Origin of the sequence: Angustibacter sp. Root456, from assembly GCF_001426435.1 — a bacterium.
Lineage (GTDB): Bacteria > Actinomycetota > Actinomycetes > Actinomycetales > Angustibacteraceae > Angustibacter.
Genome location: NZ_LMER01000019.1, coordinates 156,776 through 176,158, shown reverse-complemented (window position 1 = coordinate 176,158; position 19,383 = coordinate 156,776). Strand labels below are relative to the sequence as shown.

Here is a 19,383-nt window from a genome sequence, read left to right as displayed (position 1 = left end):
GCTGCGGCCAGCGCGAGCAACGCGCCGGCAGCGACGGCTCTTCTGCGCCGGGGACGGTCTGACCCCGTGAGCTGTCTGCGCATCATGAGTCCGCTCCCTTGGTTCGGGCCGCGAGCCGGCTGCTCACGACGATGGGTCCGCTGACACCGCTGTGTCTGACGTGGTTGCGCAGGCGCTGCAACAACGCCTCGGTGACGGTGCTGCCTCGGCCGAGCAGCACGACGCCGCTTCCGCTCAGCACGTCCTCGACCAGGACCATGCCTGGTTCCAGCTGGTCGAAGTCGACCGTGATGGGTACGCACTCGGGGGCGTCGCTGCTCTGTTCGTGGGTGCGCTCCCAGACCCCGAGCAGGCGCGGGTCGTAGGCACCAGCGTCCTTGCGCATGCGGTCCAGGGCCGCAGCGGCGGGAAGGCGCTGCGTGCGCATGGTGTCGACGTCGACGACGAACCTCAGCAGCCGCGCGGCGAACGGGATGGCCTCACCGACCGGCTCCCCTACCGGCGTGCCACGGCCGTCGTAGCGCAGCCGCTGCTGACCGAGGGCTGCGGCGAGACGTTCCAGTCGGGGGATCGATGCGATGAGGTTCTGGCTCATCCCTGGGATGGCGTCGACCATCTTCTGCTCGTCGACGTTGAGCAGCAGACCCGAGTCGATCTTCTCGAGCACCGGCAGCGGGACCGTGACGGCGCCGAGCTGGCCGAGCAGCCCACTGACCTGGAGCTCCCAGTCGACCGGGATCTCCATGAGCTCGCACAGGTGGCCCACCAGATGCGATACGCGCACGGCGCGGCTGAAGGCGTCCGGGTTGGCCAGCGCCAACACGTCGACGAGCGACTGGACGGCGCTGCGCAAGGTGCGCTCCAGCACGTCCTTCTCTGCGGTGATCTGCTGGTGCAGGGCCGAACCGTCGTTCAGTGCGGTGGTCAGGGCATCGGTGGGGCATGGCTTGGACAGGAACCGGTAGATCTGCCCGTCGTTGATAGCCGCGATGGCCGACTGCATGTCGGCCTGGCCGGTCAGCAGCATGCGCACGGTGTCGGGGTACTGCTCGCGGACCCGGGCCAAGAACGTCGCGCCGTCCATCCCGGGCATCCGCATGTCCGACAGCACGACTGCGAACGGGTCGCTGTCGGCGAGGATCTCCAGAGCGGCGGCTCCGCTCGTCGCGGTGGTGACGTCGAACTGGCGACGCAGCTGACGACGGAGTGCGTCGACGATGGCGATCTCGTCGTCCACGAGGAGGACCCGTGGCAGCTGAGGAAGCTCATAGGTCTTGGCGTGGGCCTCAGCAGTCTGGATCATGACGCGCTCCCCAGTTCGTCGGATGGTGGCTCGATCGGCAGATGGATGGTGATGGTCGTACCGGCGCCCACGCGCGAGCGGACGGTGATCGACCCCCCGTGCTGGTCGTGGACGACAGCTCTGGCCAGGGCCAGGCCCTGGCCGGTTCCGCGACCGACGTCCTTGGTGGTGAAGAAGGGCTCGAAGATCTTGAGCTGCAGCGGTTCTGGGATTCCGGCCCCGGTGTCACTCACGGAGACGGCCACCTGGCCGTCCTGCAGGCAGCTCGTGATCGTGATGGCTCCGCGTTCCCCGGTCTCCTCGATGGCGTCGGCCGCGTTGATGACCATGTTGAGGAACACCTGGTTCAGGTCTGCGATGTTGCAGACCACCAGGGGGATGTCGCCGAGGTCCAGCACCTCGTCGGCGATGTACTTGACCTGGTTGCGCGCAACGGTCATCGTCGCGCGCAGGGCCTCGTTGAGGTCCGCCGGCGCCTTCTCCGTGGTTCCCGGGTGGCTGAACGTCTTCATGGCGCGAACCAGCGAGGCCACCCGCTCGACCCCCTCCAGGCTCTGCTCGACGGCAGCCGGCACCTCCTCAGCGAGGTAGTCGACGTCGGCCTCCCGCTCGGCCTGTTGGATGAGCTCCTGCCGTTCCCACCACGGGATGGCACCGGACTCCACATCCAGCACCTTGCGGTAGGTCAGCAGCAGCTTGAGCATCGTCTGGTAGGACTCCGCGAGGAACCTCGCGTTGTCACCGACGAACTGGATCGGTGTGTTGATCTCGTGCGCCAGCCCGGCCGAGAGGCGCCCGAGCGCCTCCAGCTTCTGAAGGTGCTGGGCCTCCACCTCCCGGGCTTGGCGTTCGGTGATGTCGGCGATGACGCCGACCAACCCGAGGTGTCGGCCGCCTTCGTCGACCAGGCCGCGCGCCACGATCTCGACCGGCACGTCGGCGCCACCGAGACGGAGCAGTCGGCACAGCACCACAGGCGGCGTCTGACCGCTCTGGCCGGCACCGAGCTGTTCGGTGAACCGGTCACGGTCGTCCTCGTGCACGAAGTCACTCAGTGCGCGCCCGAGCGAGCGGACCACGCCGAAGCCAGTGAGCTTGGCCCAGGTCGGGGTGACGGACACGAGCCGGCCCTGCTCGTCGATGTGGAAGACGACGTTGCCGACGCCGTCAACGACCGTGTGGTACGACAGCAGCGTCCGGCGCAGCTCGAGCAGGTGCACGACCTGTCGGGCCAGGGCTGCGAGGCTCACGCGCGCCGCAATCGACAGCTGCTTGGGCTGCGGGTCGGCGACGACGAGGCAACCCAAGGTGTATCCGTCGCTCGTGACACACGGCACGCTGACGAACGTCCCGGACTCGACCGCCTCGAACCACCGGATGGTGAGGGGATCGCTGACGCGCACGTCGCGGGGGCACTCCTGTGCATCGAGACCGACCGCGGCTTTGAACCACACGCGCGCCGCGTCGTAGAAGCCGATGGCCGCCACCTGGCAGCCGGTGAGCTGCACCGCCACGCCCACGAGGTCGTCGAAGGTCGCGTCACGTGGCGTGTCGAGGATCGCGTACCGGGCCAGCGCCCGCAGCCGGCGCGTCTCGTCGTCGGTGTCCCCCAGCGACCACGGGAGGCTGGCGCGACCGGGCAGCCTCGTAGCTTCCGGGGGCGCCGTCGCCAGGTCACTCATGATCGGCATCTGCCAGGTAGGCGAGCACCTGCAGCAGCTGCTCGGAGTCGAACGGCTTGCCCAGCACGTAGTCAGCCCCGGCGCTCCAGCCCTGCCAGGTCTGAGCCTCGTCGGCGAGGGCGGTCAGGATCACGACGGGCAGATCCGCACCGCCATCAGCGAGCCGCAGCTCGGCGAGCACCTCGTGCCCGCTCATGCCCGGCATCATCACGTCCAGCAGCACGCAGTCCGGACGCTGCGCACGCACGGAGGCCAGGGCTTCGCGACCATCAGCGGCGAACCGGACCTCATGACCTTCAAGGTCCAGCAGGTCGCCCACGAACTCCCGGACGGCTGGGTCGTCGTCCACTACAAGAACTGCAGCCACGCCGTACTCCCTGTTCGGTAGCCCGGCTGACCGCGAGGGTCCCGTGGCTTTGCGTCCCCGCCTCACGACGGGTTTGCCTTTGTCGTCGAGCACTGCGCTCGCGTCGATGACGATATCGGAGCCCGACGGCGGCATCTGAGCAGTCCGCAGCCAATACCCCCGATTGGCGGCTCGGTGTCCTTCGTCAAAGCAGACGACGCTTGGCGCGTGGAGCTGGGCCACGAGCTCGCGGGACGGTGTCGACCAGGCACGGCACGCGGTGGTTCGTCACCTCGACGTCGTGGACGCCGCGCAGGTCGGGCCGGCGTCCACGCGCGGCGACGCTACTCGCACACCACGGACCTCTGGCCCTACCGCTCGCACCCGGCGCGGGTGGACTCTCGCCCAGTCAGCTCGTTCGTCTTCTCCGAGGTGATCACCATGGGACGTGCACGCGTGTTCGTGCGTCTGCTGTTGTCTGCGGCGCTGGTCGCGCCAGCCGCCCTCGCCGGCACCGGGACGGCGACCGCCGCCGCTCCACGGATCCCCACCCTCGTCGGGATCCGAGCCGCGCACCACCCGACCTACGACCGGGTCGTCTTCGACTTCACCGGTGGCGTCCCGTCACGCCACTGGGTGCGCTACGTCAGCTCCCTGCGGGCCGACCCGTCGGACAAGGTCGTGCCCGTCGCCGGACGAGCCGTCCTCGCAGTCACGATGTCCCCGACCAACGCGCACACGGCTGCGGGCGTCTCCACGGCACCGGCCAGGGTCGCCTTCGCCCTGCCCAACGTCATGACCGTCGTGCGCGCGGGAGACTTCGAGGCGGTGACGACGTACGGGATCGGCCTGGCCAAGAAGGACTCGTTCCACGTCTTCACGCTCCGCCACCCCGACCGCCTGGTGATCGACGTCCGGTCGACCTTGCGCACCGTCTGGAAGAAGGTCTGGTTCTTCAACCAGCGCCGATACCTCGCCAACACCGAGCCCTTCTTCACGCCGGTGCTGCGACCGGTGCGGCCGTGGACGCCGGCGACCGGTGTCATGGACCGCACCTTCGCCGGACCCACCGCGCACGAGTACGCGCTCGGCCTGCGGCGGCTGACGTCCAAGGCCACCGGCTTCACCAGGCTGCGGATCAGCGACGGCATCGCGCGCGTGCAGCTCACCGGCGGGTGCAGCAGCGGCGGGTCGACGGTGACCATCGCCGGCGAGATCATGCCGTCCCTGCGGCAGTTCACGACGGTCGACCACGTCAAGATCTACGACCCGCGGGGCCGCACCGAGCGGCCCTGGGGCCACACCGACTCCATCCCGGAGTGCTTGGAGCCCTGACAGCGTCGGCTGATCCGGACCGCGTGGTGGCTGCGCATCGCCTGCGATGCGCAGCCACCACGATGCCGCCGTGTCACGGACGCTGACGCCGAACACCAGGCGCTGGCGCGGTTGCTCTCGGGCCGGGCGGTGCAGCGTGGTTCGGTTCATGCTGTGACGTGCGGCAACCTCTGGCCGGGCTCAGCCGTCACACACCGGGAGGGCGACGCTGCCCCCGCGAGCGGAGGAGACCCGTGACCCCGACTGCCCTCGGTGAGCTGTACGCCGGCCATGCCCGGCAGTCCCGCGATCTCGCGTACCTGCTGACCGGCGACCGCGCGGTGGCCGAGGACCTGGTGCAGGACTGCTTCGCGACGCTGGCCGCGCGGTTGCGTCCGGTCGACAACCCCCCGGCGTTCCTGCGCCGGATGATCGTCAACGCCTCGCACAGCCACCACCGCCGGCTGCGGGTCCGGCGGGAGCGGTCCCGGGACGAGGCCGCGACCGTCGGTGCCGACACCGACCGGCAGCCCGACGACGTCGACGCCCGCATCGAGCGGCTCCGACTGCTCGAGGCGCTGGCCGCCCTTCCGACCCGTCAGCGCGAGGCGGTCGTCCTGCGGCACTGGCTGGATCTGTCCGAGGCCCAGTGCGCCGAGGAGCTCGGCTGCTCCGTCGGCACCGTCAAGTCCCTCGCCTCCCGCGGCCGCGCCGCGCTGCGCACGAGTCTGGAGAACGCATGAGCGACTACCGGCACGACGACCTGCACGATGCGCTCCACGACCTGCTCGCACCCCTGCCGCCGCCGCCCGCACTCGACCCCGCGGTGCTGCACCGGGGAGCCCGGCGCCGACAGGCCAAGCAGACCGCCGTCGGCGCAGGGGGCGCTCTCGCGCTCGTGGCCGTGGTCGCAGCCGTCGCGCTGGGGCACGACGGTGGCGGCCCCCGGCTCCCGGTCACCGCGACGCCCACGGCGACGTCGTCCGCAGCTCCGACGACGTCACCCGACCCGACCTCGACGGCGTCCCCCTCGATGTCCCCCTCGATGTCCCCCTCCATGTCCCCCTCGTCGTCCCCGTCGACGTCCTCGCCGACGGCCCCGACGATGCAGGTGCCCGTGGTGCTCGAGCCGGACGGCCTGGGGTACGTCAGCGGCGCGTCGTCCATCCGGCACGAGCCGTTCGCGACGACCTCGTCCACCACCATCGCCCAGGTCGTGTCCTCGCTGTTCGGCGTGGCGGGAGCCCGCAACGCCCTGCCGGACTGCGGTCCCTCGATCGAGGTGCTGGCCTTCCCGACGGCCGCCGAGGTGCTCTCGCTCTACCTCGACGGCGACCGCTTCGTCGGGTGGACCGTCACCAGCCGGGTGCCAGCGCAGCCCAGCACCCAGCGCCTCACGACGGCGGACGGTATCGGGCTCGGTAGCACGCTGGCCGACCTGCGCAGCGCCTTCGCGAAGGTCCACGTCACCACGGGCACGGTGGGACCGGAGTGGTCGGTCGCCGGCGGTCTCGCGGGCGGGTTGGACGGCACCGGTCCCTCCAACGTCGTCACCCGGATCGGTGCGGGGCAGACGTGCGTCTTCCGCTGACGCGGCGGCTCAGGCGGGGAGGACGCGATCGATCCGGCACTGGTTGGACACGGCTGCACACTGGCGGCTCTCAGCCGCCGGGGATGACCTTGCTCTTCACCAGGGCCCGCAGCCAGTGCCGGAACGACAGCTCGGTGTCGCATGTGCGGGTGAAGCCCGCCTGCATCGCCTTCACCACGCTGACGAACGCCGGTGGTGGTGCCTGCTCGGCGCCCGCAGCGAAGCAGAAGTCGGCGTAGAAGTGCGACTCTCCCAACAGCTCAGCCAGCCGGAGCGGCCGCAGCCCGTGCCTGCGGACCGCCGCGTCCCACTCGGCCTCGTGCTCGGGCAGGAACTGAGCCAACCGCCGCGGCTCGTCCGGACCGGTCTCGACCCCGAGCTCCTCAGCCAGCGCGGGCCACAGGTCGCGCCAGCCGAACACCTCGCCGTTGGTCAGGTTGAAGTGCTCGCCCCAGGCCTGCGGCGCGGTGGCGGCCCACACGGCGGCGTCCGCGACGATCCGGACGTCGACCGCCTCGGTCACGTACGCCGCACCCCCCGGGAAGGCGAACGGCACGCCGAGCTCGCGGCACACCGCGGCATACGCACCGATGACGGGCGGCAGGTTCATGGCCACGCCGTGGGTCGGCCCGACGACGAGCTGCGGGCGCAGGATCGTCCACCGCAGTCCGGTCTCCTCGGCCTTGCGGCGCAGGTGGTCCTCGTGCAGCCAGTAGAAGTTCGGGTGCTCGTCGCGCGGGTGCCGCTCGCGGGCGGGCACCCGGATCGGGTGCAGGTGCACCCCGTAGGCCTTGGTGCCCTGCAGGAGGGTCACGTGCTCGAGCCGGCCGTTGTCGCACAACGGGTCCAGCAGGTTCTGCAGCATGATGAGGTTCGTCCGCATCTGGTCCTCGTCGCGCCAGCCACGCACCAGCCCCGGCTTCTCGTGCACCGCGGTGTAGACCACGTGGGTCACGCCGCGCAGCTCGGGTGAGATCACGGCGGCGCGCGTCGCCGCGGCGTCCCGCAGGTCCACTGCCACGTGCCGGAACCGCGTGCCCGGCTCCACCTCGGGCCGACGGCGCGACATCGCGATCACGTCCCACCCGTTGCGGGAGAACGCCTCGACGCTCGCAGCACCCACCAGACCGCTCGCCCCGACGACGAGCACGGTGCCCTGCTGCGTCGCGCTCACCGGCCGGCCATCCAGGTGTCACCGTGCACCGGGCGCAGCGAGCCCTCCTGCACCACCGTGACCACGAGGCGGCCCTCGGCGTCCACGAGTCGGCCAGCGGCCGTGCCTCGACCGCCCCCCAGGGCGACCGCGCGCTGGTCGAGTCGCAGCCACCCGTCCGCGCGCGGCGGCTGGTGGAACCACAGCCCGTGGTCCAGGCTGGCGCCCTCGAACGCGCCGTCCGCCCAGACGACCCCCTGCGGCAGGACCGCCGTCTCCAGCAGCGAGGCGTCGGTGGCGTAGACCAGCAGGCAGGCGTGCATCAGCTCGTCGTCCGGTAGCGGACCGTCGGCGCGCACGTAGACGCGCTGCGCGCAGCGTGATCCCGGCGCGAGATCGTCGTCCAGGGGTGGTGGCGTCCCGACGTAGCGCAGGTCCATGGGGCGCGACCGCCGCCACAGCGGGCTGAGCCGGTCCAGCCGGCCCGCGAACTGCTCCTCCCACCGGGGAAGAGCGTCCACGTCGTCGACGTCGGCAGGGGCCGTGCCGTCCCAGTCGGCGGCCGCGCCCTGCGACCACTCCGGCCCCGGCTCGTCCACGTGGAACGAGGCCGTGGCGGTGAGCACCAGCGCGTCCTGCTGCGTCACGTCGACGCGGCGGACGTCGTATGCCCGCCCCTCCTTGAGCCGCGTGACGTCCAGCCGCAACGGCGCGTGGAGGTCGCCGGGACGCAGGAAGCTCACGTGCAGGCTGTGGACGTGACGGCCGGGCGCGACCGTGCGACCCGCGGCCGCGAGCGCCTGGGCCGCCACCTGGCCGCCGAACAGCCGGACGACGCCCTCGTGGTCTCCGCTCGACACGAACCGGTCGGGTCCGTCGGCGACGAGGTCCAGTCGGCCCAGGAGCGCCCCCAGCGCGGGCGAGACCGTCGTGGCGCTCACGCCGGGCCCGTCGCGAGCAGCGTGGCGACCGACGTCGCGACGAGCGCGCCGTCCGCGCCCGTGAGCACCTGCGTGACCTCGGTGAACCGCAACGTGCCCGCGCGGCCCTCGCGGGTGAAGCCCCCTGTGCGCAGCTGCCGCGAGCGCAGCAGCTCGCCGACGACGATCGGGCGGTGGAACGTGAAGCCCTGCCCCGCGTGCACGACGGCGTCGCTGGTGCCGGCCCACCGGCGCGAGTCCTCGACGGCATCCGGTGCGCCGCCGACTGCGTCGTCCTGGAGGTCGGCGAACCAGCCCCAGCCGGGCAGGACGAAGGGCAGCGTCGGGACGACGGCGAGCCCGTCGAGCCCGACCGCGGTCGCCGCTGCCGGGTCGACGTACCAGGGCGCCTGCGCGCCGACCGCCCGGGCCAGCTGCTGCGCCGGGCCGCGCTCGACGAGCAGCCGCATGTCGGCGAGCAGCTCGCCGTGGTGCAGGGCGGACGTGAAGCCGTCCGTCGAATCCTCGGCGACCTGTGCCGTGGATCCGTCGGCGAGCTCGACGTCCAGCACCAGCGCGGTGGCCGGCTGCGCCGCACCGGCCGTCACCGTCGCGCGCAGCGCGCGGCCCGCCGGCCGGGCGGACGGCTGCTCCTGCCAGGTCAGTGACAGCGGGACGCCGGGGCGCACGGGCGCGCTGAACCGCGCCGAGCAGGACGCGATGCCGCGCGGGCCGACGGCGTCCGCCAGCCGGGCCAGCACGCGTCCGAGGGTCAGCATGCCGTGGGCGATCCGTCCCTCGAAGCCGGCGGCCCGGGCGGCCCGGTCGTCCTGGTGGATGTCGTTGAGGTCCAGGGACGCCGCGGCGTAGCGGACGAGGTCGGACGCCGTGACCTGCCACCGCTCGGCCAGCGCGTCGAGGTCGGGCAGGGAGGTCACGACGTGCTCCTTCGGGTCAGGGTGACGCGGACCGGCTGGTCCGCGCCGCAGCGGACGTCCGGGGCACCGTCCGGTCCGGTGCCCACCACGAGCCGGGAGCCCACCGGCACGGGGGCGGTGAACCGGACGGCGAGGGTCCCGTCACCTGCGCCGGCGGCCTGGGCGGCGTCGCACGCGAGCGCGAACACCAGCGAGCCGTGGGCGATCGGCGCGCCGAACGGCGTGCCCGCCGCGAACTGCGGGTCCAGGTGGAGCGGGTTGTGGTCGTCGACCACGTCCGCCCAGCGCGCCACGAGGTCCGGCGTCACGTCGAGGACGACGGGGCCGGGCGGCGGCGCGCTCGCGGCCTGCGAGCGCGGCGAGGTCGTCACTCGGCACCGGCCGGCCAGTCGAGGCTGAACCCGACCTGTGCCACGGGATCGCCGACGGCACTCGCGACCTCGGCGTCGACCTCGACCCGCCGGCGCCCCGAGCGCTCGCCGACCACGGCGGCTGCGACCTGCACGCGGTATCGGCCGTCGGACGGCGGTGGCCCGAGCAGGGTCTGGCGGATCTCGCGCAGCACGCCGCCCGGCGGCATCGCGAGCCCGCGGGTGTACGCACGGCGGGCCACCACCGACGCGAGGCCGGCCGGAGCCTGCTCGCCCGCCCAGCCGGTGACCTCGCGGTACGCGCGCTCCAGGCTGGGGCCGGCGTCCACGACGAGCCACTCGCCGTGGCTGTCGAGGTCGGCGACCGTGAGCAGCCGGTCGGGCGGAGACGAGGCGGTCACGGCTTGCGGAACCTCGCCACGACCTCCTGCACCTGCGGCTTGGTGGCGGACGACGCCTGGGCCCAGGACTCGAAGTCCAGGCTCGCCGCGAAACCTCCGGTCTGCGCCGTCCGCACGGAGGTCTTGACGTCCCGCACGAGCTGCGGGTCGATGGCCGCCCACCGGCGCGCGGTCTCCTGCGCCGCGGCGAGCGGGTCGTCCTCCAGGCTCAGCGCCACGCCAGTCGCCACGGCCTGCTCGGCGTCGATCGCGCCGCCGTCGAGCAGCAGCGCGAGCGCCCGCTGCGGGCCGAGGGCGCGCACGAGGAACCACGTGCAGCCGCCGCCCGGGTGCAGGCCGATCCGGGTGAAGGTCGCGGCCAGCGACGCGCGCGGGCCCACGTACCGCACGTCGCAGGCCATCGCGAGGTTCAGACCCGCGCCGACCGCCGGCCCCTGCACCGCCGCGATGGTCGGGATGCCCAGGTCGAGCAGCCGCAGGAAGGAGTCGTACACGGTGTGCAGGTCGTCCCGCAGCGTCGCCACCGAACGGCTCGTGTCGCCGAAGACCGCCGGCAGGTCAGCGCCGGCGCAGAAGCTCGACCCCGTGCCACCCACCACCAGAGCGCGCGCGTCGTCGGCCGCCGCGACCGCGTCGACCGCCTCCCCCAGCTGGCGCTGCAGCGTCGGTGAGATGGCGTTGCGGCGCTCGGGGTCGTCGAGCAGCAGCGTCCACACGCCGTCCTGCTCGGTGAGCCGCACCAGCTGCTGGCCGGTGCTGCGGTCGTCGGTCACGAGGGGCTCCCCTGGTCGGTGGTGTCGTCGGTCGCGGTGTCCGTCTCGTCCTGCGTGAGCCAGCGCCAGACGGCATCGCTGCCGCCCGGCACGAGGTCGGTGGCCAGCCTTGCGGCCCAGCGCCGCTCGCCCCCGCACTCGTCGCGCCACGACCACAGCCTGCGGGTGGCGAGGTGCAGCGGGTGCTCGCGGGTCACGCCCATCGCACCGTGCAGCTGGTGCGCTGCGCGGGCGACCTCCGTGGCCGCCGTGGCCGCGGCGACCACCGCGACCGCCACCGCCCGCTGGTCGACGCCGGCCGCGCCCTGGCTCGCACCGACCGCGAAGGCGGTGGCCGTGCGCGCCAGCGCGAGCTGGGACGTCATGACGGCGACCTGCTGGGCGACCGCCTGGAAGCGCAGCAGCGGCTTGCCGAACTGCTCGCGCACGCTCACGTGCTCGACGGTGTGCGCCACGGCGGTCTCGAGCGCCCCGACGGTGGCCGCCGCGCGCAGCAGCGCCGCCCACGCGAGGGCGTCGTCCGCGGTGGTGTCGGCGGACCGCACCTGGCTCCCCGGCACCCGCACGTCGTCCAGCCGGACGTCGTCGCGCGGCTCCCCGGCGAGGTTCGATCCCTCCGTCAGGCCGACCCCGGTCGCGTCGCGAGGCACCAGGGCGACGAGGTCGGTGCCGTCGTCGCCGCGGGCCAGCACGACGAGGTGGTCCGCCGTCCGCGCCCACGGCACCCGCCGCACCAGCCCGCTCAGGACGACGCCGTCGGACGCGTCGGAACCAGCGTCACGGTGGACGCCGATCTGCTCGCCCCGGGCACCGAGCACCGGCACCGCCACGCCGTCGGGCAGCTCGAACCCGGCGCCCGCGAGCAGGCGCGCGGCGAGCGCGGCCTCGGCCAGCGGCACCGGCACGACGTGCCGGCCGGTCGCCTCGACGAGCTGGGCCAGGTCGGCCGGCTCACCGCCCGATCCGCCGTCCTCCTCGGCCAGGCCGACGCCGGGCCAGCCGAGCTCGACCACCGTCTGCCACACCGCCGGCAGCCCGTCCGGCTCACCCCCGCGACCGGACAGCACGTCGTCCGCGAGGCTGCGCAGGTCGCCGCCGTCCTGGGTGCCGGACACCGCCTTCTTCGCGCCTCGGGCGATGATCGTGCGCAGCACCTCGGTCGTGCCGCCACGGATCGAGAACCCCGGCGCCGCGAGCACCCCCTGGGCCAGCAGGCCGGCGACACCCCCCGCCGCGGGGTCGGCCTCGACGTCGACGACGGCCCGCGCGAGCTCGTCGACGTCCCGCTCGAAGGTCGTGCCGAGGTCCTTGAGCATGGCGGCCTGCAGCACGGGAGCATCCCCGGCGTCCACCGCCGCCGCGATGCGCCAGGCCATCTGCCGCAACGTGTGCAGCCGCGCGAGGGCCGTGCCGACGGCTGCCGCCGAGCCCACCGGGAGGTCGCCATCGGCCCCGGCCAGCTCGTCCACGACCGCCGCGAGCAGGGGGTAGGTGCTGAGGACTCGCTCCATGCCGCCACGCTCGAACGCCAGCTGCTCGGTGACCTGGCCCCAGCCGCCGCCGACCTCGCCGAGGAGGTGGTCCGCGGGCACGAGGACGTCGTCGAACGTGATCTCGTTGAAGTGGTGCTCGCCGCGCAGGTCGTAGATCGGCCGCACCTCGACGCCCTCGGCGGACATGTCGACCAGGAGCTCGGTGAGGCCCTCGTGCTTGCTCTCGCCCCGCGAGGTGCGGGCCAGCAGGTACGCGTGCGTCGAGCGGTGCGCCTGGCTGGTCCAGATCTTGCGGCCGCGCACGCGCCAGCCGCCGCCCTCGACCGGCGTGGCCGTCGTGCGCACCGAGGCGAGGTCGGAGCCGGACTCGGTCTCGCTCATGCCGAGGCAGAAGGTCGCCTCGCCCGAGGCGATCCTCGGCAGGTAGGTGCGCTGCAGCTCCGGCGAGCCGTACCGCAGGATGGCCGGGCCGATCTGCCGGTCCGCGATCCAGTGCGCCGCAACGGGTGCACCGGCTCGCAGCAGCTCCTCGGTGACGACGAGCCGGGCGCGGTTGCTGCGACCGCCACCGCCCAGCTCGGTCGGCCAGGTGATGCCGATCCAGCCGTGGGCACCGAGCTCGCGGCTGAAGTCGAGGTCGTAGGAGCGCAGCCACGCGTCGCAGCCGGGAGTGAACCGGCCCTCGTCCTGCCAGCGGTCCACCAGCGCGCGCACTTCGGCGCGCAGGGTCCGCAGGTCCTCCGGTGCCCGGTCCGTCGTCGTCGCGGTCACGGTCATCGCTCCTCCTCGATCTCGTTCACGGCCTTGCGCGCCACGCCGTACCCGCGGCGCGCGGCGTCCCGCAGCGTGTGGGCGGCCGCCGCGCGTTCGTCGTCCTGGACGGGCGCCCGCTCGACGGCCCCGGATGCCGCGACGCCCAGGCCGGCCAGGTGCTCGAGCCACTCCTGGTGGCCCGGCACATCGGGCGCCACCTCCTCGACCACGGGCTCGGCGCCGAGCCGAGCCACGCCCCACCGGGTGTGCAGCCGCACCAGCGAGCTCGCCCCGGGGGCGGCGGTCACGTGCTCGACCCGCGCCTGGATGCGCGACAGGTCGCCCCCGCCGTGCAGCCACACGAGCTCGCGCGCCCGGGCCGCGATGTCAGGGGCGCCTCCGCCGCCGGGCAGCCGCACGGTCGGTCGCGCGAGGTCACCGACGAACGAGGAGTTGACGCACCCGCGGACGTCGATGTTGCTCGCGTCGAGCACCACGCGGTCGAACCGGCGCCCCATGCCGAGCAGGACGTCGGCCGTGGTCCCCGTGAAGCCCAGTGCGTTGCCGTACGCCGGGTAGTCGGTGGTGCTCGTCGGCAGCTCGGCAGCGGCCTCGTGGGTGCTCGCGCCGGCCTCGAACACCTGCGTGAAGTCGTTGCCGCGCAGCCGGTAGGCCGTCTGGCCGGCGACGACTGGCCAGTGGAATCCGGTGAACACCCAGCCGCCGCGCCGGTACTCGCGGGCCGCGCGCACCAGGAAGTCCAGCACCGGGGTCGCGGGCCGCGTCGTCACCGGGCCACCGTCGTCACGTCGGGCGCCGCCGGGCGCTGCCCGTGCAGCACTTCGTCCGTCAGCCACTGCGCGAAGCCCTCCGCCGTGCGCGAGCGACGGGAGTAGGACTCGAAGGCCTCGACGTCGCGCGGGTAGCGGCCGATGGCGCCGTCCGGCAGCACCGCCCCCGGATGGTGCACCACCGCGCTCGTCAGGACGCCGGGCACCGTGATCCCCGCGTCGCGCACCTGCTCGGTGCTCACGACCTCCTCGGCCACCAACACCACGCTGGACGACGCCTGCGCCGCGACGAGCACCTCGCCGAGCGGACCGCGCACCGCTCCGTTGCCCTGCGCGTCGGCGAGGTCGACGTGCACGAAGGCGACGTCCGGGCTCAGTGCGGCGACGACCCGCGAGGCACCGAACGGGCTGCCCACCTCGGCGAGGCGCCCGTTCGACCAGTCCTCGTCGACGTAGCCGGTGCCGGGCAGGTCGGGCACCGGCATGAACGGCACCCCCCAGGCTCCGGCGGTGAGGGCTGCGGTCAGCAGGCCCAGGCTCAGCTCGTGCCGCTCGACGCTGGTGTCCCCGGACTCCGCGGCGCGGCGAAAGCACCAGGCCGGCGACGGCCCGACGGCGCTCCAGCAGTGCCCGTAGGTCACCGAGCGCAGCGTGCCCGCACCCAGCAGCTGGTCCATCAGCAGGCCGCCAGAGGCGATCACGAGGTCGAGGTCGCGCAGGCCCTGCCGCACCATCTCGTGACCGACGCAGAACAGCTGGGCGCCGAAGTTGCCGAGGTAGACGCTCGTCCCGGGCCGGACGTACCGCGCTACGGCCCCCGCGAGGTCCATCGGCTCCGATCCGCTCACGCGTACGCCTCGGGCAGCATGTGCAGGCCCTGGCCGAGGTGCGCGCCACCGTCGATCTGGATCAGCTGGCCGGTCATCAGCGCGCCGGCCGGGCTGGCGAGGAACGCGACGAGCTCGGCGACGTCCTCGACCGGCGTGGGCACCTTCATGGGCGTCGCCCGGTCGACCAGCTTGCCGAGCACGTGCCCGCTGGCCTCGTCGCTCAGCGCGTGGGTCAGCACGGTGCCCGGGCCGATGCAGTTCAGCCGGATGCCGTCGGCCGCCCACTCCAGCGCGAGGGTGCGGGTCAGGCCCAGGACGCCGGCACGTGCCGCGATCGAGTGCGCCATCCCCATGCCGCCGCGCTCGACGCCAGACAACGAGATGTTGATGACGCTCCCGTGGCTGCGAGCGAGGTAGGGGTAGGCGGCGCGGGTGAGGTGGAAGACGCTGGTCAGGTTGAGGTCGAGCACCGCGCGCCAGCCGCCCGGGGTGATGTCGACGGCCGGGGCGAAGAACTGACCACCGGCGTTGTTCACCAGCAGGCCCAGGCCGCGCGCGTCAGCGACCTCGGCGAGCGCCGCCGTCACGGCGTCGGTGTCCCGGACGTCGCACACGCGGTAGTCGTAGGAGTCCGGCCGGGTCAGCCCTTCACGGGTGCCGGCCAGGGTCTCCTCGTGCCGGCCGATGCCGGTCACGGTCGCGCCGAGCTCCACCAGCCGCGCCACGGCGGCGCGACCGATGCCGCTGCCGGCGCCGGTGACCACGGCGCTCAGGCCGGTCAGCGCGCCCTCGGCGAGCACACGCACGTCGGCGCGCTCGCGCGCGGCGGCCCGGTCGTTCGGTGCGGCGGTGGGCGTCGTCATCGGGTGGCCTCTTCCTGGAGTGGTTGCGCAGCAATGCGATCGGGACGGTTTGCGGTGGGCAGAGCGGGTGCCGCCGTGCGCGACGGGCGCACGCCGTCGAACGTCACTGGCAGCTGCGGGACGCCGGCGCCGTCGTCCCCCTGGACGACGACCGATCCCGGCCGCTCGGCCCGGGTCGCCCGCAGCGCCTCCACGGGGTCGCGCACCGGGCCGGCCGGTACGTCGAGCGCCGCCATCAGGTCGCAGACCTCTCGGACGGAACGGCGCTGGGTCCACGCCTCGACCACGTCGTCCCATCGGCCGGGATCGGCGAGCCGCTGCTGAGCGTCGGTGTCCGCCAGGGGCCCGAGGTCCGCCTCCAGCACCGGACGCAACCGCGACCAGTGCTTGTCGAGGCCCGCGTACACGTACGCGAAGCCGTCCGTGCAGCGGTAGACGTTGGACGGCGCGGTCGCCGCGTCCGCATTGCCTCGCCCCGGCCGGAACGTGCCCTCCTCGGCGGCCACCAGGGCCGCCGGCCCGGTCAGCGCTGCCACCGCGACCTCGCTCATCGCGACGTCGACCAGCAGGCCGTCGGTACGCTCGGCGTCCGCGAGGGCCATGGCCGTCGACAACCCGGCATAGAGCCCGCTCAGGACGTCGGTCGGGTAGCCCGCGCTGATCCGCGGCCGGCCGTCCTCGGCGGCGTTGAGCAGCGCGAAACCACTGACCGCCTGCGCGATCGAGTCGAAGCAGGTGCGTGCGTCGTCTGCGCCGTACGCGCTGACGAGCGTCACGACGAGCCGCGGGAAGGCTGCGTGAAGCGCCGGCCAGTCCAGGCCCAGCCGCTCGCGGGTGCGTAGGCCGAAGTTCATGACCAGCGCGTCGGCGTCCGCGAGCAGCTCGTCGAGCCGCCCACGGTCACCGGCGTCGTGCAGGTCGAGGGCGGTCGCCTGCTTGCCGGTGTTGTACGTCCGGAAGTAGGGGCTGCCGAAGCGGCTGCCCGGCAGGGCCCGCGAAGGGTCGCCGGCGAGCGGCTCGACCTTGAGCACTTCGGCGCCGAAGTCGGCGAGCAGCTGGCCGCAGACCGAGCCGGCGATGTACTGGCTCAGGTCGACGACCCGCAGTCCCCGCAAGGGCGCCGGCACCATCAGCTCGTGCCTCGCGCCGGCGCCGCGTCCCTGCTGAGGGCCTGGCGACGCAGCAGCTGGGACGGCCGGTAGCGCGGGTCGCCGAACAGGTCGGCCATCGAGCGCAGCGACGCGTGCACGCGCGCCGGGCCGTCCTGGGCCAGCCGCTCGAACGGGCCGGTGGGGTGGTTCATCGCGAGCCGCAGGGCGACGTCGACGTCGTCCGCCGTCGCGGTCCCCTCCTCCACGACGACGCTGGCCTCGTTGACCATGCAGTGCGCGAGCCGGTCGGCAACGAACCCGGGCAGGGCCAGCACCTCCACGCTCGCTGCGCCCAGGGCGTCCAGCACCATCGCGACGGCCGGCGTCGGACGGATGCCGGCCACCTCGTCGTGGACGACCTCCGCGAACGCCTCGCCGCGCGGCGAGCGGTGCAGCCGCAGCCAACCCACGCCGTCCGGCAGCACCTCCAGCCAGCCGCCGTCCGAGCTGTCGACGACGACCTGCGCGCCGCCCTCGACGAGCTCGCGCACCGCCGAGACGTCCTGCGTGGTGGGCGCCCCGTGGCACGAGTAGACGACGACGCCATCGCCGTCGGTGCCGGTGGAGGACGTCGACTCCGTCGCGGGGGCGTCCGGGCCGGAGAAGGCGACGCTCGCGCCGCCCGCGTCGCCGGGGCGGCGCACCACGCGCTGCACGGCGTCGCGCGGCTTCTCGACCGCGTAGTCGTAGAACCCGCGCCCCGCGGCGCGCCCCGTCATCCCGGCCCGCACGAGCCCGCGCACCTGCGGGATCGGTCGGTAGCGCGGGTCGCCGAACTCGCGCAGGGCGGTCTCGGACGACGCGAGATGCGTGTGCAGCCCGGTGAAGTCGAGCAGCGTCAGCGGCCCCATCGGGTGTCCCAGCGCGCCGGTGGCGGCAGCGTCCACCACGGCGGGTTCGATCCCTTGCGCCGCAAGGAGCTGGGCCTCGTAGTACAGCGGTCGGCAGACCCGGTTGACGACGAAGTTCGGCGAGTCGCGGCACACCACCGGCGTCTTGCCGATGGCCTCCACGAGCTCGCGCGCACGGGCCGCCACCTTGTCGCTCGTGCCCGCCCCGAGGATCACCTCGACCAGCCGCATCTTGGTGGGCGGGTTGAAGAAGTGCAGCCCGACCAGGCGCTCGGGGTCGCCGAGCGCGCGGCCCATCTCACTGACGCTCAAGGACGACGTGTTGCTCGCGACGAGCAGGTCCGACGGCCCGGCGGCCGCCACGCGGGCGAGCAGGTCGCGCTTGACGTCCATGTTCTCGACGACGGCCTCGACGAGCACGTCGGCGTCGGCCACCGCCTCCTCGAGGGTGTGGCCGGTCACGGACCCCAGCGTGTCGCCGTCCGCGCGGGCGTCGTCGTCGATGGCGGCCAGCCCGGCCGCGGTCGCCTCGGGTGTCACGTCGACGACGCGCACCTGCGCGCCGGCCCGGTCAAAGACCCGCGCGATACCGCGGCCCATCGGGCCGAGCCCGACGACCACGACCCGAAGGCCGTCCAGGTCGCTCACGCCTGCACCCTCTCGATCACCGCGGCGACGCCCTGCCCTCCGCCGACGCACAGGCTCGCGACGCCGTAGCGCGCGCCCCGGCGCTCGAGCTCGTTCATCAGCGACACCACGATGCGCAGGCCGCTCTGGCCGGTGGGGTGGCCGAGCGCGATGCCGCCGCCGTTGACGTTGACCCGCTCCTCGTCCAACCCGAGCTCGGTGACGTTCTGCACGATCTGCGCGGCGAACGCCTCGTTGATCTCGAACACGTCGACCGCGCCCACATCGAGGCCGGCCCGCTCCAGCGCGAGCGGGATCGCGTGCGTCGGCCCGATGCCCATCATGCTGGGGTCGACGCCGACGGCCGCGAACGACAGCATCCGAGCGCGGGGCACCAGCCCGTGGCGCTCGACCGCCTCGCCGCTCGCCACGACGAGAGCCGCTGCGCCGTCGGCCATCTGGCTGGAGTTGCCGGCCGTGACGGTGCCGTCCTGCTGGAACGCCGGCCGCAGCCGGGCCATCCGCTCGAGGTCGGTGTCGCGGCGGACGGTCTCGTCCTGGTCGAGGCTGCCGTCGTCGGTCGAGACCGGCACGACCTCGTGGGCGAAGCGGCCCTCCTCCCACGCGCGCAGCAGCCGCTGGTGGCTGCGCACCGACCACGCGTCCTGGGCCTCGCGCGAGACGCCGAACTTCTGGGCCACCTTCTCCGCGGTCTGACCCATGTTCAGCCCGCAGATCGGGTCGGTTCCGCCGTCCTTCCACCCGTCGGCCAGCGTGATGTCACCGCGCCGGGCGCCGTCCCACCGCAACGAGTAGGGCGCGATGAAGGGCATCGTGCTCATGCTCTCGGCCGCGATGGCGAGCACCGCGTCGGCCTCGCCGGACAGCACCGACTGGCGGGCCAGCTGCACGGTCTTCAGGCCCGACGCGCACGCCATGTTGATCGTCTGCGCGGGGACGTGCTGTGCCACACCGGCTCGCAGCGAGATCTGCCGGCCGGGGTTGGGGCCGTTGCCGGCCTGCCGGCAGTTGCTGACGATCGTCTCGTCGACCGCGTCACCTGGCAGGCCCGCGCGCTCGAGCGCCGCCTCACCGGCGAGACCGCCGAGCTCGACCACCCGAACGTCGCGCAGCGACCCGCCGTAGCGGCCGTGGGGCGTGCGGACGCCACCCACGAGGAAGGCTTCTCTGGTCATCTCGGTCTCCGTCTCCTGGTGCTCTGTGCTGGTCCT

At 73.4% G+C, this 19,383-nt stretch carries 19 protein-coding genes and 1 riboswitch; of the genes, 3 read left to right on the top strand and 16 right to left on the bottom strand.

Annotation, left to right across the window (positions count from 1 at the left end):
- Nucleotides 1-82: 82 nt before the first annotated feature.
- The 3 genes from ASD06_RS14225 to ASD06_RS14215 are packed head-to-tail and all read right to left on the bottom strand — an operon-like array spanning nt 83 to nt 3,334.
- The gene (locus ASD06_RS14225; protein ID WP_056679011.1) at nt 83-1,303 is read right to left on the bottom strand and encodes an HD domain-containing phosphohydrolase; all 1,221 of its coding nucleotides are present in this window, start codon (nt 1,301-1,303) and stop codon (nt 83-85) included.
- Nucleotides 1,300-2,985: a nitrogen regulation protein NR(II) gene (locus ASD06_RS14220; RefSeq protein ID WP_162248086.1), complete on the bottom strand. Its 1,686-nt coding sequence runs from the start codon at nt 2,983-2,985 to the stop codon at nt 1,300-1,302. The genes ASD06_RS14225 and ASD06_RS14220 overlap by 4 nt, the downstream gene beginning before the upstream one ends.
- Nucleotides 2,978-3,334: a response regulator gene (locus ASD06_RS14215; RefSeq protein ID WP_255354500.1), complete on the bottom strand. Its 357-nt coding sequence runs from the start codon at nt 3,332-3,334 to the stop codon at nt 2,978-2,980. The genes ASD06_RS14220 and ASD06_RS14215 overlap by 8 nt, the downstream gene beginning before the upstream one ends.
- Nucleotides 3,335-3,365: 31 nt before the next feature.
- A riboswitch (cyclic di-GMP riboswitch) is annotated at nt 3,366-3,440 on the bottom strand.
- 332 nt (nt 3,441-3,772) lie between these two features.
- On the opposite strand from ASD06_RS14215, the gene ASD06_RS14210 reads away from it, so the two are divergent.
- The 3 genes from ASD06_RS14210 to ASD06_RS14200 all read left to right on the top strand — a co-directional run bounded on the left by ASD06_RS14210 (nt 3,773) and on the right by ASD06_RS14200 (nt 6,236).
- Nucleotides 3,773-4,666 carry a hypothetical protein gene (locus ASD06_RS14210; protein ID WP_157371723.1) on the top strand — a complete coding sequence of 298 codons (894 nt, stop codon included), beginning with the start codon at nt 3,773-3,775 and terminating at the stop codon, nt 4,664-4,666.
- A gap of 233 nt (nt 4,667-4,899) precedes the next feature.
- Nucleotides 4,900-5,388 (top strand): RNA polymerase sigma factor, encoded by a 489-nt coding sequence (locus ASD06_RS14205; RefSeq protein WP_056678999.1) that lies wholly within the window; start codon nt 4,900-4,902, stop codon nt 5,386-5,388.
- Complete coding sequence (locus ASD06_RS14200; protein WP_056678996.1) at nt 5,385-6,236, top strand: hypothetical protein; 852 nt, start codon at nt 5,385-5,387, stop codon at nt 6,234-6,236. Before ASD06_RS14205 ends, ASD06_RS14200 begins: the two co-directional genes overlap by 4 nt.
- A gap of 70 nt (nt 6,237-6,306) precedes the next feature.
- On the opposite strand, the gene ASD06_RS14195 is transcribed toward ASD06_RS14200, so the two are convergent.
- The 13 genes from ASD06_RS14195 to ASD06_RS14135 are packed head-to-tail and all read right to left on the bottom strand — an operon-like array spanning nt 6,307 to nt 19,347.
- Nucleotides 6,307-7,410 (bottom strand): NAD-dependent epimerase/dehydratase family protein, encoded by a 1,104-nt coding sequence (locus ASD06_RS14195; protein ID WP_056678994.1) that lies wholly within the window; start codon nt 7,408-7,410, stop codon nt 6,307-6,309.
- Nucleotides 7,407-8,330, bottom strand: coding sequence for an acyl-CoA thioesterase II (locus tag ASD06_RS14190; protein WP_056678991.1), 924 nt, complete (start codon nt 8,328-8,330; stop codon nt 7,407-7,409). Before ASD06_RS14190 ends, ASD06_RS14195 begins: the two co-directional genes overlap by 4 nt.
- Nucleotides 8,327-9,247 carry a MaoC family dehydratase N-terminal domain-containing protein gene (locus ASD06_RS14185; RefSeq protein WP_056678988.1) on the bottom strand — a complete coding sequence of 307 codons (921 nt, stop codon included), beginning with the start codon at nt 9,245-9,247 and terminating at the stop codon, nt 8,327-8,329. The genes ASD06_RS14190 and ASD06_RS14185 overlap by 4 nt, the downstream gene beginning before the upstream one ends.
- The gene (locus ASD06_RS19185) at nt 9,244-9,618 is read right to left on the bottom strand and encodes a MaoC family dehydratase (protein ID WP_056678985.1); all 375 of its coding nucleotides are present in this window, start codon (nt 9,616-9,618) and stop codon (nt 9,244-9,246) included. The genes ASD06_RS14185 and ASD06_RS19185 overlap by 4 nt, the downstream gene beginning before the upstream one ends.
- Nucleotides 9,615-10,019 carry a hypothetical protein gene (locus ASD06_RS19180; protein ID WP_056678982.1) on the bottom strand — a complete coding sequence of 135 codons (405 nt, stop codon included), beginning with the start codon at nt 10,017-10,019 and terminating at the stop codon, nt 9,615-9,617. The genes ASD06_RS19185 and ASD06_RS19180 overlap by 4 nt, the downstream gene beginning before the upstream one ends.
- Nucleotides 10,016-10,792 (bottom strand): enoyl-CoA hydratase, encoded by a 777-nt coding sequence (locus ASD06_RS14170; RefSeq protein WP_200942224.1) that lies wholly within the window; start codon nt 10,790-10,792, stop codon nt 10,016-10,018. The genes ASD06_RS19180 and ASD06_RS14170 overlap by 4 nt, the downstream gene beginning before the upstream one ends.
- Nucleotides 10,789-13,062, bottom strand: a complete 2,274-nt coding sequence (locus tag ASD06_RS14165; protein ID WP_056678979.1) for an acyl-CoA dehydrogenase family protein — start codon at nt 13,060-13,062, stop codon at nt 10,789-10,791. Before ASD06_RS14165 ends, ASD06_RS14170 begins: the two co-directional genes overlap by 4 nt.
- On the bottom strand, nt 13,059-13,829 hold the full coding sequence (locus tag ASD06_RS14160) for a hypothetical protein (protein WP_200942223.1): 771 nt from the start codon (nt 13,827-13,829) through the stop codon (nt 13,059-13,061). Before ASD06_RS14160 ends, ASD06_RS14165 begins: the two co-directional genes overlap by 4 nt.
- Complete coding sequence (locus ASD06_RS14155) at nt 13,826-14,677, bottom strand: CoA transferase subunit A (protein WP_200942222.1); 852 nt, start codon at nt 14,675-14,677, stop codon at nt 13,826-13,828. The genes ASD06_RS14160 and ASD06_RS14155 overlap by 4 nt, the downstream gene beginning before the upstream one ends.
- Nucleotides 14,674-15,522 carry an SDR family NAD(P)-dependent oxidoreductase gene (locus ASD06_RS14150; protein WP_056678973.1) on the bottom strand — a complete coding sequence of 283 codons (849 nt, stop codon included), beginning with the start codon at nt 15,520-15,522 and terminating at the stop codon, nt 14,674-14,676. The genes ASD06_RS14155 and ASD06_RS14150 overlap by 4 nt, the downstream gene beginning before the upstream one ends.
- Nucleotides 15,519-16,652 carry a CaiB/BaiF CoA-transferase family protein gene (locus ASD06_RS14145; protein ID WP_056678971.1) on the bottom strand — a complete coding sequence of 378 codons (1,134 nt, stop codon included), beginning with the start codon at nt 16,650-16,652 and terminating at the stop codon, nt 15,519-15,521. Before ASD06_RS14145 ends, ASD06_RS14150 begins: the two co-directional genes overlap by 4 nt.
- Nucleotides 16,652-18,172, bottom strand: coding sequence for a 3-hydroxyacyl-CoA dehydrogenase NAD-binding domain-containing protein (locus ASD06_RS14140; RefSeq protein WP_200942221.1), 1,521 nt, complete (start codon nt 18,170-18,172; stop codon nt 16,652-16,654). Before ASD06_RS14140 ends, ASD06_RS14145 begins: the two co-directional genes overlap by 1 nt.
- Nucleotides 18,169-19,347: a thiolase family protein gene (locus ASD06_RS14135; protein ID WP_056678968.1), complete on the bottom strand. Its 1,179-nt coding sequence runs from the start codon at nt 19,345-19,347 to the stop codon at nt 18,169-18,171. The genes ASD06_RS14140 and ASD06_RS14135 overlap by 4 nt, the downstream gene beginning before the upstream one ends.
- Nucleotides 19,348-19,383: the final 36 nt, after the last annotated feature.

Excerpts from the sequence above, each read along its gene's own strand:
- ASD06_RS14225 (WP_056679011.1), bottom strand. The coding sequence starts at position 1,303 with ATGATCCAGACTGCTGAGGCCCACGCCAAGACCTATGAGCTTCCTCAG.
- ASD06_RS14220 (WP_162248086.1), bottom strand. The coding sequence starts at position 2,985 with ATGAGTGACCTGGCGACGGCGCCCCCGGAAGCTACGAGGCTGCCCGGT.
- ASD06_RS14135 (WP_056678968.1), bottom strand. The coding sequence starts at position 19,347 with ATGACCAGAGAAGCCTTCCTCGTGGGTGGCGTCCGCACGCCCCACGGC.
- ASD06_RS14145 (WP_056678971.1), bottom strand. The coding sequence starts at position 16,652 with ATGGTGCCGGCGCCCTTGCGGGGACTGCGGGTCGTCGACCTGAGCCAG.
- ASD06_RS14165 (WP_056678979.1), bottom strand. The coding sequence starts at position 13,062 with ATGACCGTGACCGCGACGACGACGGACCGGGCACCGGAGGACCTGCGG.
- ASD06_RS14150 (WP_056678973.1), bottom strand. The coding sequence starts at position 15,522 with ATGACGACGCCCACCGCCGCACCGAACGACCGGGCCGCCGCGCGCGAG.
- ASD06_RS14210 (WP_157371723.1), top strand. The coding sequence starts at position 3,773 with ATGGGACGTGCACGCGTGTTCGTGCGTCTGCTGTTGTCTGCGGCGCTG.
- ASD06_RS14200 (WP_056678996.1), top strand. The coding sequence starts at position 5,385 with ATGAGCGACTACCGGCACGACGACCTGCACGATGCGCTCCACGACCTG.